The sequence below is a fragment of the Streptomyces solincola genome, assembly GCF_002982015.1.
Taxonomy (GTDB): Bacteria; Actinomycetota; Actinomycetes; order Streptomycetales; family Streptomycetaceae; genus Streptomyces; species Streptomyces solincola.
Genome location: NZ_PVLV01000122.1, coordinates 1 through 16,156 on the forward strand (window position 1 = coordinate 1; position 16,156 = coordinate 16,156).

The 16,156-nt window shown below is 75.8% G+C and carries 14 protein-coding genes and 1 pseudogene; 7 read left to right on the forward strand and 8 right to left on the reverse strand.

Annotated features, from left to right (window positions below):
* The 5 genes and pseudogenes from C6N75_RS31070 to C6N75_RS10145 form a co-directional block, all read left to right on the forward strand.
* Positions 1–556, forward strand: a pseudogene (locus tag C6N75_RS31070) (hypothetical protein); the annotation flags it as partial.
* A 97-nt stretch (positions 557–653) separates the two neighbouring features.
* Complete coding sequence (locus C6N75_RS10130; RefSeq protein WP_105868545.1) at positions 654–1,289, forward strand: PadR family transcriptional regulator; 636 nt, start codon at positions 654–656, stop codon at positions 1,287–1,289.
* Positions 1,290–1,459: 170 nt separating this feature from the next.
* On the forward strand, positions 1,460–2,224 hold the full coding sequence (locus C6N75_RS10135) for an ABC transporter ATP-binding protein (protein WP_105868546.1): 765 nt from the start codon (positions 1,460–1,462) through the stop codon (positions 2,222–2,224).
* Complete coding sequence (locus C6N75_RS10140; RefSeq protein ID WP_105868547.1) at positions 2,221–5,067, forward strand: ABC transporter permease; 2,847 nt, start codon at positions 2,221–2,223, stop codon at positions 5,065–5,067. Before C6N75_RS10135 ends, C6N75_RS10140 begins: the two co-directional genes overlap by 4 nt.
* 118 nt (positions 5,068–5,185) lie before the next feature.
* On the forward strand, positions 5,186–5,734 hold the full coding sequence (locus C6N75_RS10145; RefSeq protein WP_105868548.1) for a bacterial proteasome activator family protein: 549 nt from the start codon (positions 5,186–5,188) through the stop codon (positions 5,732–5,734).
* Positions 5,735–5,924: 190 nt separating this feature from the next.
* On the opposite strand, the gene C6N75_RS10150 is transcribed toward C6N75_RS10145, so the two are convergent.
* The 5 genes from C6N75_RS10150 to C6N75_RS10170 are packed head-to-tail and all read right to left on the reverse strand — an operon-like array spanning position 5,925 to position 11,161.
* Positions 5,925–6,923, reverse strand: coding sequence for an NAD(P)H-quinone oxidoreductase (locus tag C6N75_RS10150; RefSeq protein ID WP_105868549.1), 999 nt, complete (start codon positions 6,921–6,923; stop codon positions 5,925–5,927).
* A gap of 9 nt (positions 6,924–6,932) precedes the next feature.
* Positions 6,933–8,027, reverse strand: a complete 1,095-nt coding sequence (locus tag C6N75_RS10155) for a potassium channel family protein (protein WP_105868550.1) — start codon at positions 8,025–8,027, stop codon at positions 6,933–6,935.
* A 25-nt stretch (positions 8,028–8,052) separates the two neighbouring features.
* Positions 8,053–9,399, reverse strand: a complete 1,347-nt coding sequence (locus tag C6N75_RS10160) for a molybdopterin molybdotransferase MoeA (protein ID WP_105868551.1) — start codon at positions 9,397–9,399, stop codon at positions 8,053–8,055.
* Positions 9,396–10,469, reverse strand: coding sequence for a DUF6457 domain-containing protein (locus C6N75_RS10165; protein WP_105868552.1), 1,074 nt, complete (start codon positions 10,467–10,469; stop codon positions 9,396–9,398). Before C6N75_RS10165 ends, C6N75_RS10160 begins: the two co-directional genes overlap by 4 nt.
* Positions 10,470–10,516: 47 nt before the next feature.
* Positions 10,517–11,161: a nucleoside/nucleotide kinase family protein gene (locus C6N75_RS10170; RefSeq protein ID WP_105868553.1), complete on the reverse strand. Its 645-nt coding sequence runs from the start codon at positions 11,159–11,161 to the stop codon at positions 10,517–10,519.
* Positions 11,162–11,302: 141 nt separating this feature from the next.
* Between C6N75_RS10170 and C6N75_RS10175 the strand changes: the two genes are divergently transcribed.
* The gene (locus C6N75_RS10175; protein ID WP_105868554.1) at positions 11,303–11,653 is read left to right on the forward strand and encodes a DMT family transporter; all 351 of its coding nucleotides are present in this window, start codon (positions 11,303–11,305) and stop codon (positions 11,651–11,653) included.
* Entirely contained in the window at positions 11,650–11,976 is a 327-nt protein-coding gene (locus C6N75_RS10180) for a DMT family transporter (protein WP_105868555.1), read from the forward strand. The genes C6N75_RS10175 and C6N75_RS10180 overlap by 4 nt, the downstream gene beginning before the upstream one ends.
* A gap of 69 nt (positions 11,977–12,045) precedes the next feature.
* Here the strand turns inward: C6N75_RS10180 and C6N75_RS10185 are convergent, their stop codons facing one another.
* The 3 genes from C6N75_RS10185 to pdhA form a co-directional block, all read right to left on the reverse strand.
* Positions 12,046–13,779 (reverse strand): dihydrolipoamide acetyltransferase family protein, encoded by a 1,734-nt coding sequence (locus tag C6N75_RS10185; RefSeq protein ID WP_105868556.1) that lies wholly within the window; start codon positions 13,777–13,779, stop codon positions 12,046–12,048.
* Positions 13,779–14,753 (reverse strand): alpha-ketoacid dehydrogenase subunit beta, encoded by a 975-nt coding sequence (locus C6N75_RS10190; protein ID WP_105868558.1) that lies wholly within the window; start codon positions 14,751–14,753, stop codon positions 13,779–13,781. The genes C6N75_RS10185 and C6N75_RS10190 overlap by 1 nt, the downstream gene beginning before the upstream one ends.
* A gap of 125 nt (positions 14,754–14,878) precedes the next feature.
* Positions 14,879–16,015: a pyruvate dehydrogenase (acetyl-transferring) E1 component subunit alpha gene (pdhA, locus tag C6N75_RS10195; protein ID WP_105868557.1), complete on the reverse strand. Its 1,137-nt coding sequence runs from the start codon at positions 16,013–16,015 to the stop codon at positions 14,879–14,881.
* Positions 16,016–16,156: the final 141 nt, after the last annotated feature.

The following is a 16,156-nucleotide window of genomic DNA, read 5'->3' on the forward strand; positions in this document are numbered from 1 at the left end:
CCCGCCGGGCCGCCCCCGGGCCGCGCCGGCCGCCCCCGGCCCGCCCCGCCCCCCCGCCGCCACGCCCCGCCCGAGCCGCCCGGGGACCCCGCCGGGCGCCGCCGGCGGCTCGCCCGGCGTCCGCACACCGGCCGCGTCGCCGACCCGCGAGACCACCGCACCCGGTCTCGGCGGGGGCGCGGCCCGGCCGAGCCCGACACTGGCCGGGCGGCACGCCGGGGAGGGCCGGCCGCGGCCCGGCCGGCCCGATCCGCCGCCCGCGGACGACGGGGAGACCGCCGTCGCGGAGCCCGTCCGCAGCGCGACGGCGACAGACCGACGGCCCGACCGGCGGCCCGACCGGCGCGGCGACGGCACCGGCGAAGTGGTACCCGGGACGGAGTCCGCCGCTGCCGCGGAACGGCGCAGCACACCGCCCGGCTCTGTCTACGAGTCGGCCGCGAGCCCCGCGGAAAGCGCCCCCCGACGGCAGATTCCGGTGCTCACCCTGGGCGTCGGGCTGGCGCTGATGGGCCTGGGCCTGGGCTTCCTGGGGCTGCGCATCCGCCGTCGCTGACTCCCTCCGCGGGCCGGCCGTCCTCCTTGAGGCGGACCCGCGAGGTCCGCCGGAGGATGGTTGGCCCGCTCCGGCATACCCGGTATACATACTGAGTATGTCGATCCGCCACGGGCTGCTCGCCCTGCTCGAACCGGGCCCCCGCTACGGCTCTCAGCTCCGCTCGGAGTTCGAGTCCCGCACCGGCTCCACCTGGCCGCTGAACGTCGGGCAGGTCTACACGACGCTCAGCCGGCTGGAGCGGGACGGACTGGTCGCCCAGGGCGGCGAGGACGAGGCAGGGCACGCCCTCTGGGCGATCACCGACTCCGGCCGCGCGGAGCTGCGGAGCTGGTACGCCCAGCCGGTCGACCGGTCCAGCCCGGCCCGCGACGAGCTGGCGATCAAGCTGGCCATGGCGGTCGGCGCACCGGGCGTGGACATCCGGGAGGTCATCCAGTCCCAGCGCCGGCACACCGTGCGGGCCATGCAGGACTACACCCGGCTGAAGGCCCGCGCGCTCACCGCCCTGGAGAGCGGCCGCTCGCAGGAGCGGGACGACATCGCCTGGCTGCTCGTCCTGGAGCAGTTGATCTTCCAGACCGAGGCGGAGGCCCGCTGGCTGGACCACTGCGAGGCCCGGCTCGTCCGGATCGCCGCCCTGGATCCCGGCACGGCAGCCCCCGCGGCGGAGCACGCGCCGCCACCGGACCCGGCGGCCGTCCACGCCCCGGGGACCTCCCACCGGGCCTGACCCGCCCGGGCCGCCCCGCGCAGGCGACACGGGGCGGCATCCCACCCGCGTACGCCGTCACCGGCGCACGCCACCCGACCATCGCGCCCCGCCCACTGGGCGCCACCGCACATCCACCGACCCGTACGCGCACGCCATCGCCTGCCGTACCCCCGAGGGGGACCGTTCCCATGCCTTCACCGCAGCCCGTGCTGCAACTCCAGCAGCTCACCCGCGTCCACGGCACCGGCGCCACTGAGGTGCACGCCCTGCGCGGCGTCGACCTCGACGTCCACCCCGGCGAACTGGTCGCCGTGATGGGCCCCTCCGGCTCCGGCAAGTCCACGCTGCTCACCATCGCGGGCGGACTGGACGCGCCCACCTCGGGCCGGGTGCTGGTGGAGGGCACCGACATCACCACCGCCGACCGCAGGACGCTCGCCGCGCTGCGCCGCCGCAGCATCGGCTACGTCTTCCAGGACTACAACCTCATCCCCGCGCTGACCGCCGCCGAGAACGTCGCGCTCCCCCGCGAGCTGGACGGCACCTCCGCCCGCAAGGCGCGCACCGAGGCGGTGGCCGCGCTGGAGGAGATGGGCCTGGGCCACCTCGCCGACCGCTTCCCCGACGAGATGTCCGGCGGCCAGCAGCAGCGGGTGGCCATCGCCCGCGCCCTGGTCGGCGACCGGCGCCTGGTGCTGGCCGACGAGCCGACCGGCGCCCTGGACTCCGAGACCGGCGAGTCCGTGCTCGGCCTGCTGCGCACCCGCTGCGACGCCGGCGCGGCCGGCGTGCTGGTGACGCACGAGCCGCGGTTCGCCGCCTGGGCGGACCGGGTGGTCTTCCTGCGGGACGGCGCGGTGGTCGACCAGACCGTGCGCTCCGCCGCGGACTCGCTGCTGACCGGCCAGGGCCTCGGCCCGGGCCGCGGTCGCGGTCAGGCGGTCGAGCGGTGAGGGGCTGGTACCACTCGTGGCGCGCGGCGCTGCGGATAGCCCGCCGGGACGCCTGGCGCTCCAAGGGGCGCTCGTTCCTCGTCCTGGCGATGATCGCGCTGCCGATCGTCGGCGTCAGCGCCGCCGATGTGACCGTGCGGACCTCGCAGCTGTCGGTATCCGACAAGCTGGACCGGTCGATCGGCGCGGCCGACGCCCGGCTGAAGGACGACGGCTACGGCGGGGCGGCGATCCTCCAGAACCCGGAGGGCGACAACAGCATCACCGCCGAGGACTTCGACGACCAGCCCTACCCGGACGGCAAGGCCGACCTGGACGCGGCGCTGCCGCCCGGCGCCCGGGTCCTGAAGGACGCCACCGGTTCGGCGAAGGTGCGCACCGCGCACGGGTCGCTGCACGTGGAGCTCCGTGAGCTGACGGCCACCGACCCGATGGCCGAGGGCATGCTGACCAAGCTGGACGGCCGCTTCCCGGACCGGGACGACGAGGTCGCGGTCACCTCGCACTTCCTGGCGGAGAGCGGGCTGTCCCTCGGCTCCAAGCTCACCTTCCGCGGCCTGGACCGCCCCTATCTGATCACCGGGGTCTACGAGCTGCCCGGCGCGCTGGACACCTCGCAGGTCAACGCCCTGCCCGGGGCGGTGTCCAAGCCGCTGGACACCGCGCTCGCCGCCGGTGGCCTGTCCGGCACCGGCACCAGCGCCACCTATCTGGTCACCGTCCCCGGTGGTTTCACGTGGAACATGGTCGAGCACGCCAACACCAAGGGCGTGGCGGTGCAGTCGCGGGCGGTGCTCCTGGACCCGCCGGCCCGCTCCGAGGTGAAGATGTTCCAGCACCCGGACTACGTCGACTACGGCAGCAGCTCCGAGGCCGGCACCGCGCTGCTCGCCTCGCTGGCCACCGTCGTCGGCCTGGCGATGCTGGAGATCTGCCTGCTGGCCGGCCCCGCGTTCGCGGTCGGCGCCCGGCGCTCGCGCCGCCAGCTCGGACTGGTCGGCGCCAACGGCGGCGACCGCCGCCACATCCGGTCCATCGTGCTGGCCGGTGGGCTGGTGATCGGCGCGGCCGCCGCGGTGGTCGGCACCGTGCTCGGCGTCGCCCTCACCTTCGCCCTGCGGCCGTGGCTGGAGGACTGGCTGGGCCAGCGCTTCGGCGGCTTCGACCTGCGCCCGCTGGAGCTGCTCGCCATCGCGCTGGTCGCGGTGGTCACCGGCCTGCTCGCGGCGATCGTCCCGGCCGTCACCGCCTCCCGGCAGACCGTGCTGGCCTCGCTGACCGGCCGCCGCGGGGTGCGCCGCGCCAGCCGGGTGCTGCCGGTCATCGGCCTGGTCGCGGTGGTGCTCGGCGCGGCGATCGCGCTGTACGGGTCGGTGGTCTCCGACCAGTTCGTCATCGTGGCCGGCGGCAGCGCCCTGGCCGAGCTGGGCGTGGTCGCGCTGACCCCGGCGCTGGTGGGGCTGTTCGGCCGGGCCGGCCGCTGGCTGCCGCTGTCACCGCGTCTGGCGCTGCGGGACGCGGTGCGCAACCGGGGCCGCACGGCGCCGGCGGTGGCCGCGGTGCTGGCCGCCGTCGCCGGCACGGTCGCCGTGGCGACCTACCAGGTCAGCGACGAGGCCCAGCAGCGCGCGGCGTACGACGCCCAGCTTCCGCACGGGGCCGTCTCGGCCCTGCTGGCGGAGGGCGACGGCCGGGAGGCCGGCGCGCTGCGCGACGCCGTCCGCAAGGACCTGCCGGTGGACGTGACGGCCGACGTCGGCCGGATCACCGTGGGCCGCGCGGGCTGCGGGATGTACTCGGACGCCGAGGGCTGCGGATACGCCGAGGTGGTGGTGCCGAAGGCCAACGAGTGCCCGCTGTGGAAGATCGGACCGGACGGCTCGACGGCTTCCGACGCCATGGCCCCGGCCGAGCGGCGCAGACTGGCCAGGGACTGGCGCTGCGCGTCCCGCTCGGGCGGGGTGACCGACACCGGCCTGGTGGTGGGCGACGCCGCACTGCTGAAGGTGCTGAAGATCGACGACCCGGCGGCCGAGCGGGCGCTGGCGGCCGGCAAGGCGGTGTCGTTCTACCGGCCCAACGTCGACGAGCGGGAGCAGATCTCCATCCGGCAGGTCACCGACCGCAAGGCGGCGGAGGAGGCGTCCCGCGCCGAGAAGCCCGCCCCCGGCACGGTGGTCGCGCTGCCCGCCTACCAGGCCCCCGCCGGCACCGAGTCCTACGGGCTGGACGGCATCGTGCCGCCGGCCGCCGCCAAGGCCGCCGGGCTGGCCACGGCCCCGATCGGCGCGTACTACTCCACCGACACGATGCCGAGCAGCCCGCAGCGGCAGAAGCTCGACCAGGACGTCGACCAGATCGGCGCCGAGGTCATGCTGCACGTGGAGGAGGGCTTCACCGGCGAGAAGAGCATCGTGCTGCTGGCGCTGACCGTCTTCGCCGGGCTGATCACCATCGGTGCGGCCGGCATCGCCACCGGTCTGGCGCAGGCCGACGCGGAGGGCGACCTGAAGACGCTGGCCGCGGTCGGCGCCCCGCCCCGGGTGCGCCGCACCCTGAGCGGCTTCCAGTGCGGAGTGGTCGCCCTGATGGGCGTGGTGCTGGGCTCCGCGGCGGGCCTGCTGCCCGGGGTGGGCCTGCGGTTCACCGAGCGGCGCTCGGAGGAGCAGTGGTACCAGCAGTTGCTGGACCAGGGCGGCACCGCCGACGCCCCGTTCGTGCCGGTGGTCATCCCCTGGCAGACGCTCGCCGCGCTGCTGGTGCTGGTCCCGCTGGGCGCGGCCCTGCTGGCCGCGCTGGTCACCCGGTCCCGCGGCGCGCTGGCCCGCCGCGAGGCCGACTGACACCGACCGGCGTCGACCGGCGCCGGAGCACGGCCGCGCTGTGCCCCCGTACGAGGGTGGATCACCCTCGTACGGGGGCACACCCAGTGATGACGCACCTGTGCGAGAGAATGGCGGCATGGAGATGCCGAGGAATGAACGGCCGCAGGAGAGCAACCCCCAGGTCCTCGTCGTGGGACAGGACCTGATGGCGCTCGGCGGCGGTGACGGTGACGACGAGTCGCGCGAGGTCCCGGTGACGGAGATGGTGGAACAGCCCGCCAAGGTCATGCGTATCGGCAGCATGATCAAGCAGCTTCTGGAAGAGGTCCGCGCCGCCCCGCTGGACGAGGCCAGCAGGGTGCGGCTCAAGGAGATCCACGCCAGCTCGGTGAAGGAGCTGGAATCCGGCCTGGCGCCGGAGCTGGTGGAGGAGCTGGAGCGCCTCTCCCTGCCGTTCACCGACGAGGCCATCCCCTCGGAGTCCGAGCTGCGCATCGCGCAGGCCCAGCTCGTGGGCTGGCTGGAGGGGCTGTTCCACGGCATCCAGACGGCGCTGTTCGCCCAGCAGATGGCGGCCCGCGCCCAGTTGGAGCAGATGCGGCGGGCGCTCCCGCCGGGCTCCGGGCACGACGAGGACGACGAGGACCACCGCCCCGGCGCGGTCCGCTCCGGCCCGTACCTGTAAGCCCGCGCCGGTACCTGTAGGCCCGCGCCGGTGCCTGTAGGCCCGCGCCGGTGCCTGCAAGCCCAGGCCGGTACCTGTCAGCCCGCACCGGTACCTGTAGCCCGTCCGACGCCGAGGCCCGGCGCTCCCTTCGTCACGTGAAGGAGCACCGGGCCTCGGCGCGTTCCCGGCCCCGGGTGCGGACCGGCCGTCAGTTGCCGGCCGGACCGTCCGGGTTGACCAGCGCGATCTTGCCGATGTGCGTACTGGACTCCATGGTCCGGTGCGCCTCGGGGGCCTCCGGCATCGGCAGTACGCGGTCCACCACCGGGCGTACCTTGCCGGCCTCGATCAGCGGCCACACATGCTCGCGCACGGCGGCGATGATGGTCGCCTTCTCCTCCGTGGGGCGGGACCGCAGCGAGGTCGCGGCGACGGCGGCCCGCTTGGTGAGCAGCGCCGCGAGGTCCAGCTCCGCCTTGGCGCCGCCCATCAGACCGATGATCGCCAGACGCCCGTTCATCGCGAGCGCCTCGACGTTCCGGGCCAGGTACTTCGCGCCGATGATGTCCAGGATGACGTCGGCTCCGGCGCCGTCGGTCGCCTTGCGCACCTCCTCGACGAAGTCCTGCTCGCGGTAGTCGATCAGGATGTCCGCGCCCAGCTCCTTGCAGCGCGCCAGCTTCTCCTGGCCGCCGGCGGTCACCGCGACCCGCGCGCCGACGGCCTTGGCGAGCTGGATCGCCATGGTGCCGATGCCGCTGGAGCCGCCGTGCACCAGCAGCGTCTCGCCCGGGCGGAGCCCGGCCACGAGGAACACGTTGGACCAGACCGTCGCGGCCACCTCGGGCAGCGTGGCGGCGGTGACCAGGTCCACACCCTGCGGGACGGGCAGAAGCTGGCCCGCCGGGACGGCGACCTTCTGGGCGTAGCCGCCGCCGGTGAGCAGCGCGCACACCTCGTCGCCGACGGACCAACCGGACACCCCGGGGCCCAGCGCGGCGATCCGGCCGGAGCACTCCAGGCCCGGGTAGGGGGAGGAACCGGGCGGCGGGTCGTAGAAGCCCTGGCGCTGGAGGACGTCGGCCCGGTTGACCGCGCCGGCCGCCACCTCGACCAGGACCTCGCCCTCGCCGGGGACGGGGTCCGGCACCTCGGCCCAGACCAGCGCGTCAGGACCGCCGGGCTCGGGAACAGTGATCGCATACATGGCGCGAGGCTACTCCTGGGGCGTGGACAGGGTCGGCGGCACCGACGTGGGCCGGACGATGGTGATCACCCGGTCGGTGAGCTGGAGCGGACTGGCCGCGGGGTCGTCGTAGCTGAGCAGTCGGTGCCCGCGCAGCACGCTGATCACCAGGTCGTCGGTCTCCCGGACGTTCTTGCCGACCTCGGACTTTATGACCGGCCGTTCGACCAGGTCGAGGCCGCTGCCCTGGGTGATCAGGTCCTCCATCACATGGCCCGCGCTCGGGCTGAGCACGGACATGCCGAGCAGCCGGCCGGCGGCGCTGGCGCTGGTGATGACGGCGTCCGCGCCGGACTGGCGCAGCAGCGGTGCGTTCTCCTCCTCGCGCACCGCGGCGACGATCTTCGCTCCCCGGTTGAGCTGGCGGGCCGTCAGGGTGACCAGCACGGCGGTGTCGTCGCGCTGGGTGGCGATGACGATCTGCCTGGCGCGCTGGAGTTCGGCGCGGATGAGCACGTCACTGCGGGTGGCGTCGCCGATCACTCCGGTGAAGCCGTCCGCGTTCGCCGCCTCGATCACCTTGTTGCTGGGATCGACGATGACGATCTGCTCCTTCTTCAGGCCGGTGGCGCAGAGCGTCTGGATCGCCGACCTGCCCTTCGTACCGAAGCCGATGACGACGGTGTGGTCACGCAAGGTGGACCTCCAGCGGTTCAGTCGCCACTCCTCCCGGGTCCGCTGGGTGAGGACTTCGAGAGTGGTGCCGACCAGGATGATGAGGAAGAGCACGCGCAGCGGCGTGACCAGCAGGATGTTGACGAGCCGTGCGCTGTCGCTGCGCGGGACGATGTCGCCGTAGCCGGTGGTCGACAGGGTGACGGTCGCGTAGTACGAGGCGTCGAGCAGATCGACCCGCTCGTCGGCGTTGTCGAAGTAGCCGTCCCGGTCGATCCACACGATCAGGATCGTCAGCACCAGCACGGCCAGTGCCATCAGCAGCCGCCGGGCGACCTGGAGCAGAGGGCGGGCGACCACCTGGTTGGGCAGGGCGATCCGGCCGCCGACAAGGTGTTCGTCGGCGCGGCGGGCCATCGCGTCCTGGCCGGGAAGTTTCACGTGAAACATCCTTCTTGGTCATGGCGAGGGTGTTTCACGTGAAACATCCCTCGGGGGTCGGCGCCCAGGGCAGCGTGAGGATCTCCAGCAGGTCGCCGGCACGGGCCCCGGCGGGCGGCACGACCGCGAGTCCGTCCGCGGCGGCGATGCCGCGCAGCATCGCGGGGCCGTGGAACCGCACCGGCGCCACCGCCCCGTCCCGTGCCTGGTGGACGACCGGAACCAGCCGGGTGTCGAACGGGTGCCCCGGCACGGCCTCCCGCACGGCGGCGGTACGCGAGGCGGCGGCGGTACGCCCGGACAGCCCGCGCAGCAGGGGCTCGGCGAGGGTCAGCAGCCCGGCGACCGCGGCCAGCGGGTTGCCGGGCAGCCCCACCAGATAGCGGTGCGGTGCGGACCGGGCGAGCAGCATGGGGTGCCCGGGACGGACCTTCACCCCGTCGACCAGCAGCTCCGCGCCCACGGTCTCGATCACCGCGTGCAGATGGTCCACCGGTCCGGCGGCGGTGCCTCCGGTGGTGAGCACCAGGTCCGCGGTGGACCCGGCCACGGCCCGGGCCAGCGTGTCCGCGTCGTCACCGACCCGCCGGACCTCTCCGGTCTCCGCGCCCAGGGCGGCGAGCCAGGGCGTCAGCATGGGGCCGAGGGCGTCACGGATCAGTCCGTCGTGCGGCAGCCCGGCGGTGAGGAGTTCGTCGCCGAGCACCAGGATGTCGACACGCGGACGCTCCACGGTGGGCAGCCGGTCGTATCCGGCGGCGGCGGCCAGCCCCAGCACGGCCGGGGTGACGGTCGCGCCGGCGGGCAGCAACTGGTCGCCCGTGCGGCACTCCTGGCCGCGCGGGCGGATGTCCTGGCCGTGGCTGACCGGGCGCAGCGCGTGGAGCTGGTCGGCGGTGTCGGTGCGGGCGTGCTCGGAGCGGATCACCGCGGTGGCGCCGGAGGGCAACCGGGCCCCGGTGGCGATGGGCGCGGCCTCGCCGTCGGGCAGCGGGGCGGCGGGCGCCCGGCCGGCCAGGACGGGTCCCTGGCCGCCGATGGTCCAGGGCCCCGGTCCGGCGACGGCCCAGCCGTCCATGGCGGAGGTGTCAAAGGACGGCAGGTCGGTCAGCGCGGTCAGCGGGTCGGCCAGCACCCGGCCCAGGGCCTGGTCCAGCGCGGTGGGCGCGGAACGGACAGGGTGCCCGGCGCCGAGCCGCACGGCCAGCGCCCGCGCCTCCCCCCACGGGGTCGCCCGATGACTCTCGGCGGCCTGCGTCTCGGCGCTGCCCCCGGCGGACGCGGCCCGGCCCGCCGGTGCGGCGGACGCGCGTCCCTCGCCAGGCAGGGGCGCCAGCAGCGCGAGCGCCTCCTCTACTCCGTCCACATCGGCTCCGGTCATGCCGGCCCGGCCTCCGGTGTCGGGTGGTCCTCCTCGGCCCAGCGCCGGGCGAGGGCCGCCGCGGTGCGGGCCGCCTCCGCCACGGCCGCCTCGCCCCGGGGCCCGGCGGCGGCCTGGGCGGCGGCGTAACCCACGAGGAAGGTGGTCAGCGGGGCGGCCGGGCGGGCCACCCCGTGCGCGGCGTCCCGGGCCAGGTCGAGCAGCAGGCCGGTGTCCACGTCCAGTTCGATGCCGAGTTCAGCCTTGACCGCGGCGATCCATTCGTCCAACACCCGCCCATGGTCCCTGATGCGCGACCGGGCGGCGGCGATGTCCTCCCAGGTGTCGCAGTCGAACGCGGCCAGCGGGCCGGCCTCGATCCGCCGCAGCGCCAACTCGTCGGTGAGCAGCCGCAGCGGCAGCCCCGGCAGGCTGCCGTGCTCGGCGGCCAGCAGCGCGATCTCCCGGCGCAGCGGCTCGGTGCGGTACACGGCCGTCAGCGGCTGGTCCCGCCCGTCCCCGTCCACCATCAGCACACCCTCGGCGGCGGCGGGAGCGCCGGCGCCGGCGGAGGCGGCGGCGTCAGCCGGAGCGCCGGTGCCGGCGTGGGCAGGGGCGTCGGTGCGGGCGTTGACCAGAGCGCCAGTGCCGGCGTCGGCCGGAGCGCCGGTGTCGGCGTGGGCAGGGGCGTCGGCTTGGGCGTCAGCGCGGGCTTCGGCCTGGCCGTCGGCCCGGGCCTCGGCGGGGGATGCGCCGTCCGCCGTCAGCGCCGCGAGCAGCGCGGGCACGGTCGAGTCGCCGAGGAACGGCAGATCGCCGCCCAGCACCACCACGGTGTCCGCCTCGACCAGCCTGAGTCCCGCGGCCAGCGCGGCGACCGGCCCGCCGCCGGGGGGCTGCTCCCGCGCCCAGTGCACCGGCCGCCCGGTGGGCCGGCGTCCGCCGACCACGACCGTCCGCCCCGCGCCCCGGCAGGCGTCCAGCACCCGGTCCAGCAGGGCCCGCCCGCCCACCGTCACGGCGGGCTTGTCCGCGCCCCCCAGCCGCCGAGCGGCGCCCCCGGCGAGCACCACGGCATCGAATCCGCTCACGCCCCCAGTATCCCCAGCCCGGCCGGGGCGGCGGCCGGAGGGTCGGCTCAGCGGGATCCGGCGCCGCTGCGGCCCACCGCGTGCTGTGCCGCGGCGACGGCGACCACCTCCCCGGCGAGCGCATCGGCCTCGCGGCCGTCGCTCGTGTCGAGGCGGTCCAGCCCCAGCCGTCCCACCGTGCCGAGCAACAGCGACTGGAAGCGCAGCATGCGGGCGAGGAATCCGTCGACCGGAGCTCGCTCCTGAGCCTCCATCCGGTCGTAGCCGGCCGCCGCGCGCACCCGTGCGGCGAGTACCTCCTCGTCGGCGGTGAGCCATACCGCCGCCGTGTGCGGCACGGTCAGCCCGGCGACCCGCCCCGGCCACAGCGCCGAGCCCTCCAGGACCAGGCCGCCGCCCCCGTCCGGGCCCGCGAGGGCGTGGCCGGTGACCAGTTCCTCGATCCGCGGCCACAGCCGCGCGTAGTGGTCGAGCACGGAGGCGATCAGCTCGTCGACCGTGAGCGAGCGGTAGTGGGCGGCGACGTGCGGCGGCACCCGCCACTCCGGGGTCGGCCACGGCCTTCCCGGGTGCCGGGCCAGCCCGTCCGTGGAGCGGTACGCGAAACCGAGCCGGTCCGCCACGGCACGGGCCACCGTCGACTTGCCGGTGTGCGAGGTCCCGCCGATCAGCACCACCCGTACGCCGTCCACCCCGCCGACGGTAGCGGGCGCCGCACCGGGGCGGGTCAGACGTCCGGGGACGCGGCCCGGTTGGCACAGTGGGGCCATGACCACACGGCCGGCGACACGGCTCCGCGAGCACCACCACGCGCACCGGGAGGGCACCCCGTCATGAGGAAGTGGCTCATGCTGGCAGCGGCGATCGCCTGCGAGGTCACCGCGACCCTCGCCCTGCGGGCGGCGCTCGACCAGCCCGCCTGGTACGCGCTGGTCGCCGCCGGGTACGCGGGGGCGTTCGCCCTGCTCGGCGCGGTGCTGCGGGCCGGACTCGGACTCGGAGTGGCGTACGGGATCTGGGGCGCCAGCGGGGTGGCGCTCACCGCGCTGCTGGCGACCGCGATCTACGGCGACCCGCTGACCGGCACCATGGGCCTGGGCATCGCCCTGGTCATCGGCGGGGTGCTGTGCGTGGAGCTCGGCGCGCAGGCCGCCCACCGCCGCGAGGCGGGGGCGCGCCGATGACCTGGGTCTTCCTCGCCGGCGCGATCCTCTCCGAGGTGATCGCCACCCTGTCGCTGCGGATGGCCTCCCAGCCCGGCGGCGCCCGGAGCTGGTACCTGGTCGTCGGCGCCGGCTACCTGGCCGCCTTCGCCCTGCTCTCGCTCGCCCTGGCCGAGGGGCTCGCCATCGGGGTGGCCTACGGCATCTGGGCCGCCGTCGGCGTCGCGCTGACCGCGCTGGCCTCCCGGCTGCTGTTCGGCGAACCGCTGACCCGGGTCATGGGCCTGGGCATCGTCCTGATCGCCGCCGGCGTCCTGCTCATCGAACTGGGCGCGGCGCACTGACGGACCTGCGGGCCCCCGGGGCGGTGGCCGGGCTGCGCCGACGCCGGGCCGCCCCGGGGGCCCGCCCGCCTACAGTGTGCGGAGCAGCACCGCCGGCTGTTCGACGCAGTCGGCCACGTACCGCAGGAAGCCGCCCGCCGTGCCGCCGTCGCACACCCGGTGGTCGAAGGTCAGCGAGAGCTGGACCACCTGGCGGACCGCCAGCTCGCCCTGGTGCACCCAGGGCTTGGGGATGATCCGGCCCACGCCCAGCATGGCCGCCTCCGGGTGGTTGATGATCGGCGTGGAGCCGTCCACCCCGAAGACCCCGTAGTTGTTCAGGGTGAAGGTGCCGCCGGTGAGGTCCGCCGGGGTCAGGGTGCCGGTCCTGGCCGCCTCGGTGAGCCGGGCGAACTCCGCCGTCAGCGACTCCGCCGTACGCCCGTGGGCGTCCCGGACCACCGGCACCACCAGACCGCGCTCGGTCTGCGCGGCGAAGCCGATGTGCACCCCGGGCAGCCGGACGATCTCCCTGGCCTCGGTGTCCACGGTGGCGTTCAGCTCGGGGAACCGGGCCAGCGCGGCCGTGCAGATCCGCGCCAGCAGGGCGAGCAGCGACACCTTCGGTCCGCCCGCCGCGTTCATCGCGGTCCGCGCGGCCAGCAGCTCGGTCGCGTCGGCGTCCACCCAGCAGGTGGCGTCGGGGATCTCCTGGCGGCTGCGGGACAGCTTGGCCGCCACCGCCCCGCGCACCCCGCGCAGCGGCACCCGCTCTCCCGCACGCCCGGCAGCCGTCGGGGCCACCACCGGCGGGGCGGCGACCGGCGGGGCCGCCGGCTCGGCGACCGCCGTGGCCACGACCGGGGCACGCGCCGCCGCCACCGCGCGCTCCACGTCGGCGCGCAGGATCAGCCCGTCCCGCCCGGAGCCGGCCACCCGCCGGAGGTCGACCCCCTGGTCCCGGGCGAGCTTCCGTACCAGCGGCGAGATCACCGCGACGGGTCCCTCCGCGACGACCGGAACCGAGCCGTCCGCGCCGCGCGCGGCAGCACCGGAGACGGCCGCCCCCGGCACCGGCCCCGTACCCGGCGCAACCGCCGAGCCGAGACCCGCGGCCGGAACGGCACCCGGCGCGACCACCGCGCCGGAGGCCGCTGCCGGAGCGGACGCCCTGGCCGCTCCCGGACCAACACCCGGCTCAGCCGCAGCGCCCGAGGCCGCGGCCTTGGCGGACGTCCCGGTCGGCATGCGGCCCGCGGCCGGGGCCGCGGGGGCCGATGCGGGACCCGCGCTCGGCGGCGCGGAAGCGGCCGCCGACGCGTCCGCCCGGGGCGCCACGTGGCCGTTCACCGGCGCGGGCACGGCGGTCGCGTCGGCATCCCGGCGGACCCGGCGCCGGCGGGCGGCCGGGCCCGAGGTGCCGTAGCCGACCAGCACGTTCCCGGACCCCTCGTCCGCCGCACCGCCCGCGCCACCGCCACCGCCCGCGTCGACGCCGCCACCGGCACCCGGCGCCCGGGCCGAAACGGCCGCCGGGGCCGAGGGGGCGCCGCCTTCGTCGCCGGCGGGCGGCTCCGTCGCGCCGACCGCGACCGTGATCAGCGGCGCGCCGACGGGCAGTTCCTCGCCTTCCGCGCCGTACCGCGCGGTGACCACGCCGCCGTAGGGGCAGGGCACCTCCACCATCGCCTTGGCGGTCTCGACCTCCACCACGGGCTGGTCGATGGCGACCACGTCGCCGACCTCGACCAGCCAGCGGACGATCTCCGCCTCGGTCAGACCCTCGCCGAGGTCCGGCAGCTTGAACTCCAGCACCTGGGCCATCAGCTTCCCGCCTCCCACTGAAGCCGGGCGACCGCGTCCAGCACCCGGTCCACGCCGGGCAGGTGGTGCCGCTCCAGCATCGGCGGCGGGTAGGGGAGGTCGAAGCCGGCGACCCGCAGCACCGGGGCCTCCAGGTGGTGGAAGCAGCGCTCGGTGATCCGCGCGGCGATCTCCCCACCGGGCCCGCCGAAGCCGGTCGACTCGTGCACCACGACGGCCCGGCCGGTGCGGCGGACCGAGGCGCAGACCGTCTCGTCGTCGAAGGGCACCAGCGAGCGCAGGTCCACCACTTCCAGGTCCCAGCCCTCCGCCTGGGCGGCCTCGGCGGCCTCCAGGCAGACCGGCAGCGACGGCCCGTACGTGATCAGGGTGGCGCCGCGGCCGGTGCGCCGTACCGCGGCCCGGCCGATCGGCGCGACGGCCGCCGGGGCCTCCGGCGACCAGTCGGCCTTGGACCAGTAGAGCCGCTTGGGCTCCAGGAAGACCACCGGGTCGTCGGAGGCGATGGCCGCGCGCAGCAGCCCGTAGGCGTCCTCGACCGTCGCGGGCGTGACCACCTGGAGCCCCGGAGTCGCCATGTAGTACGCCTCGGACGAGTCGCTGTGGTGCTCCACGCCGCCGATCCCGCCGCCGTACGGCACCCGGATCACGATCGGCAGCGGCAGCGCGCCCCGGGTGCGGTTGCGCATTTTGGCGACATGGCTCAGGAGCTGCTCGAACGCCGGGTAGGCGAAGGCGTCGAACTGCATCTCCACCACCGGCCGCAGCCCGTACATGGCCATGCCGACGGCGGCGCCCAGGATGCCGGCCTCGGCCAGCGGGGTGTCGGTGCACCGGTCCTCGCCGAACTCCTTGGCCAGCCCGTCGGTCACCCGGAACACGCCTCCCAGCGTGCCGACGTCCTCGCCGAGGACGTGGACGGACGGGTCCTCGGCCATCGCGTCGCGCATCGCCCGCTGGAGCGCCTGCGCCATGGTGGCCGGCTTCGCGGCGCGCCGGGCGGCGCCGGACGCGGGCGAAGCGCCGGGCGCGGTCGCGGCGCCGGGCGCGGAGGCCCCGGACGCGGCGGCGGAAGCCTCGGACGTCGTGGACGCCGTACTCATCGGGACTCCTCCTCGGCGTCCAGCTCGGCGCGGAGCTGCGCCGCCTGCTCCAGTAGCTGCGGGGTGGGCTCGGCGTACACGTGCCGGAACAGCTCCATCGGGTCCAGCACCGGGTCGGCGTTCATCCGCTCCCGCAGTCGGGCCGCCATCGCCTCGGCGTCCTCGGCGGTGCGGCGCACGCCGTCCTCGTCCAGCAGTCCGCGGGCGGTCAGCTCGCGCTCCAGCAGCTTCACCGGGTCGTGCTCCCGCCAGGCCGCCACCTCGCCGTCGCCCCGGTAACGGGTGGCGTCGTCGGCGTTGGTGTGCGCGTCGATGCGGTAGGTCACGGCCTCCACCAGCGTCGGGCCGCCGCCGCGCCGGGCGCGGGCGACCGCCTCGGAGAGCACCTGGTGCACCGCGGGCGCGTCGTTGCCGTCGACCAGCCTGCCCGGCATGCCGTACCCGACGGCCTTGTGGGCCAGCGAGGGGGCGGCGGTCTGCTTGGCGAGCGGGACGGAGATCGCGAAGCCGTTGTTCTGCACCAGGAAGACGACGGGGGCCTGCCAGACGGCGGCGAAGTTCAGGGCCTCGTGGAAGTCGCCCTCGCTGGTGCCGCCGTCGCCGACCAGCGCGAGCGCCACCACGTCGTCGCCCTTGAGCCGGGCCGCGTGGGCCAGGCCCACCGCGTGCGGGAGCTGGGTGGCCAGCGGCGTGGACAGCGGCGCGATGCGGTGCTCACGCGGGTCGTAGCCGGTGTGCCAGTCGCCGCGCAGCAGGGTCAGCGCCTCGGCCGGGTCGAGCCCGCGGGCCACGCAGGCCAGGGTGTCGCGGTACGAGGGGAACAGCCAGTCGCGCTCCTCCAGCACCAGCGCGGCGGCGACCTCGCAGGCCTCCTGGCCGGTGCTGGACGGATACACCGCGAGGCGGCCCTGCTTGGTCAGGGCGGTGGCCTGCGCGTTGTACCGGCGGCCGCGGACCAGCTCGTCGTACAGCCGGCGCAGCAGCTCGGGGGAGAGACCGGCGGCCGTGTCCGTGCCGAGCACCCGGTACGGCTCGGCGTCCGGGAGCAGCGGTGCGGGGTCGGTGCGCGGCTTCCACGCCGGCGGCGGGGCGGGCCGGTACGCGGCGGCGCCGGGCAGCTCCTGGACCGTCATGACTGCACCTCCTCGTGGGAGCGGGCACGGGGCCCGGGGTGGGCATAAGACCCGTGGGGCACGACTGTGACGCGCCTCACCTACCGATTGTTCGGTCGTGGCGGCATTTTGGCTACAGACGCCGCCACCCTGTGGACAAAC

Coding starts and splice junctions, on each gene's coding strand:
- C6N75_RS10175 (WP_105868554.1), top strand. CDS start 11,303: ATGAGGAAGTGGCTCATGCTGGCAGCGGCGATCGCCTGCGAGGTCACC.
- C6N75_RS10150 (WP_105868549.1), bottom strand. CDS start 6,923: ATGTATGCGATCACTGTTCCCGAGCCCGGCGGTCCTGACGCGCTGGTC.
- pdhA (WP_105868557.1), bottom strand. CDS start 16,015: ATGACGGTCCAGGAGCTGCCCGGCGCCGCCGCGTACCGGCCCGCCCCG.
- C6N75_RS10190 (WP_105868558.1), bottom strand. CDS start 14,753: ATGGCGCAGGCGCTCCAGCGGGCGATGCGCGACGCGATGGCCGAGGAC.
- C6N75_RS10160 (WP_105868551.1), bottom strand. CDS start 9,399: ATGACCGGAGCCGATGTGGACGGAGTAGAGGAGGCGCTCGCGCTGCTG.
- C6N75_RS10145 (WP_105868548.1), top strand. CDS start 5,186: ATGGAGATGCCGAGGAATGAACGGCCGCAGGAGAGCAACCCCCAGGTC.
- C6N75_RS10180 (WP_105868555.1), top strand. CDS start 11,650: ATGACCTGGGTCTTCCTCGCCGGCGCGATCCTCTCCGAGGTGATCGCC.
- C6N75_RS10185 (WP_105868556.1), bottom strand. CDS start 13,779: ATGGCCCAGGTGCTGGAGTTCAAGCTGCCGGACCTCGGCGAGGGTCTG.
- C6N75_RS10135 (WP_105868546.1), top strand. CDS start 1,460: ATGCCTTCACCGCAGCCCGTGCTGCAACTCCAGCAGCTCACCCGCGTC.
- C6N75_RS10130 (WP_105868545.1), top strand. CDS start 654: ATGTCGATCCGCCACGGGCTGCTCGCCCTGCTCGAACCGGGCCCCCGC.
- C6N75_RS10155 (WP_105868550.1), bottom strand. CDS start 8,027: ATGTTTCACGTGAAACTTCCCGGCCAGGACGCGATGGCCCGCCGCGCC.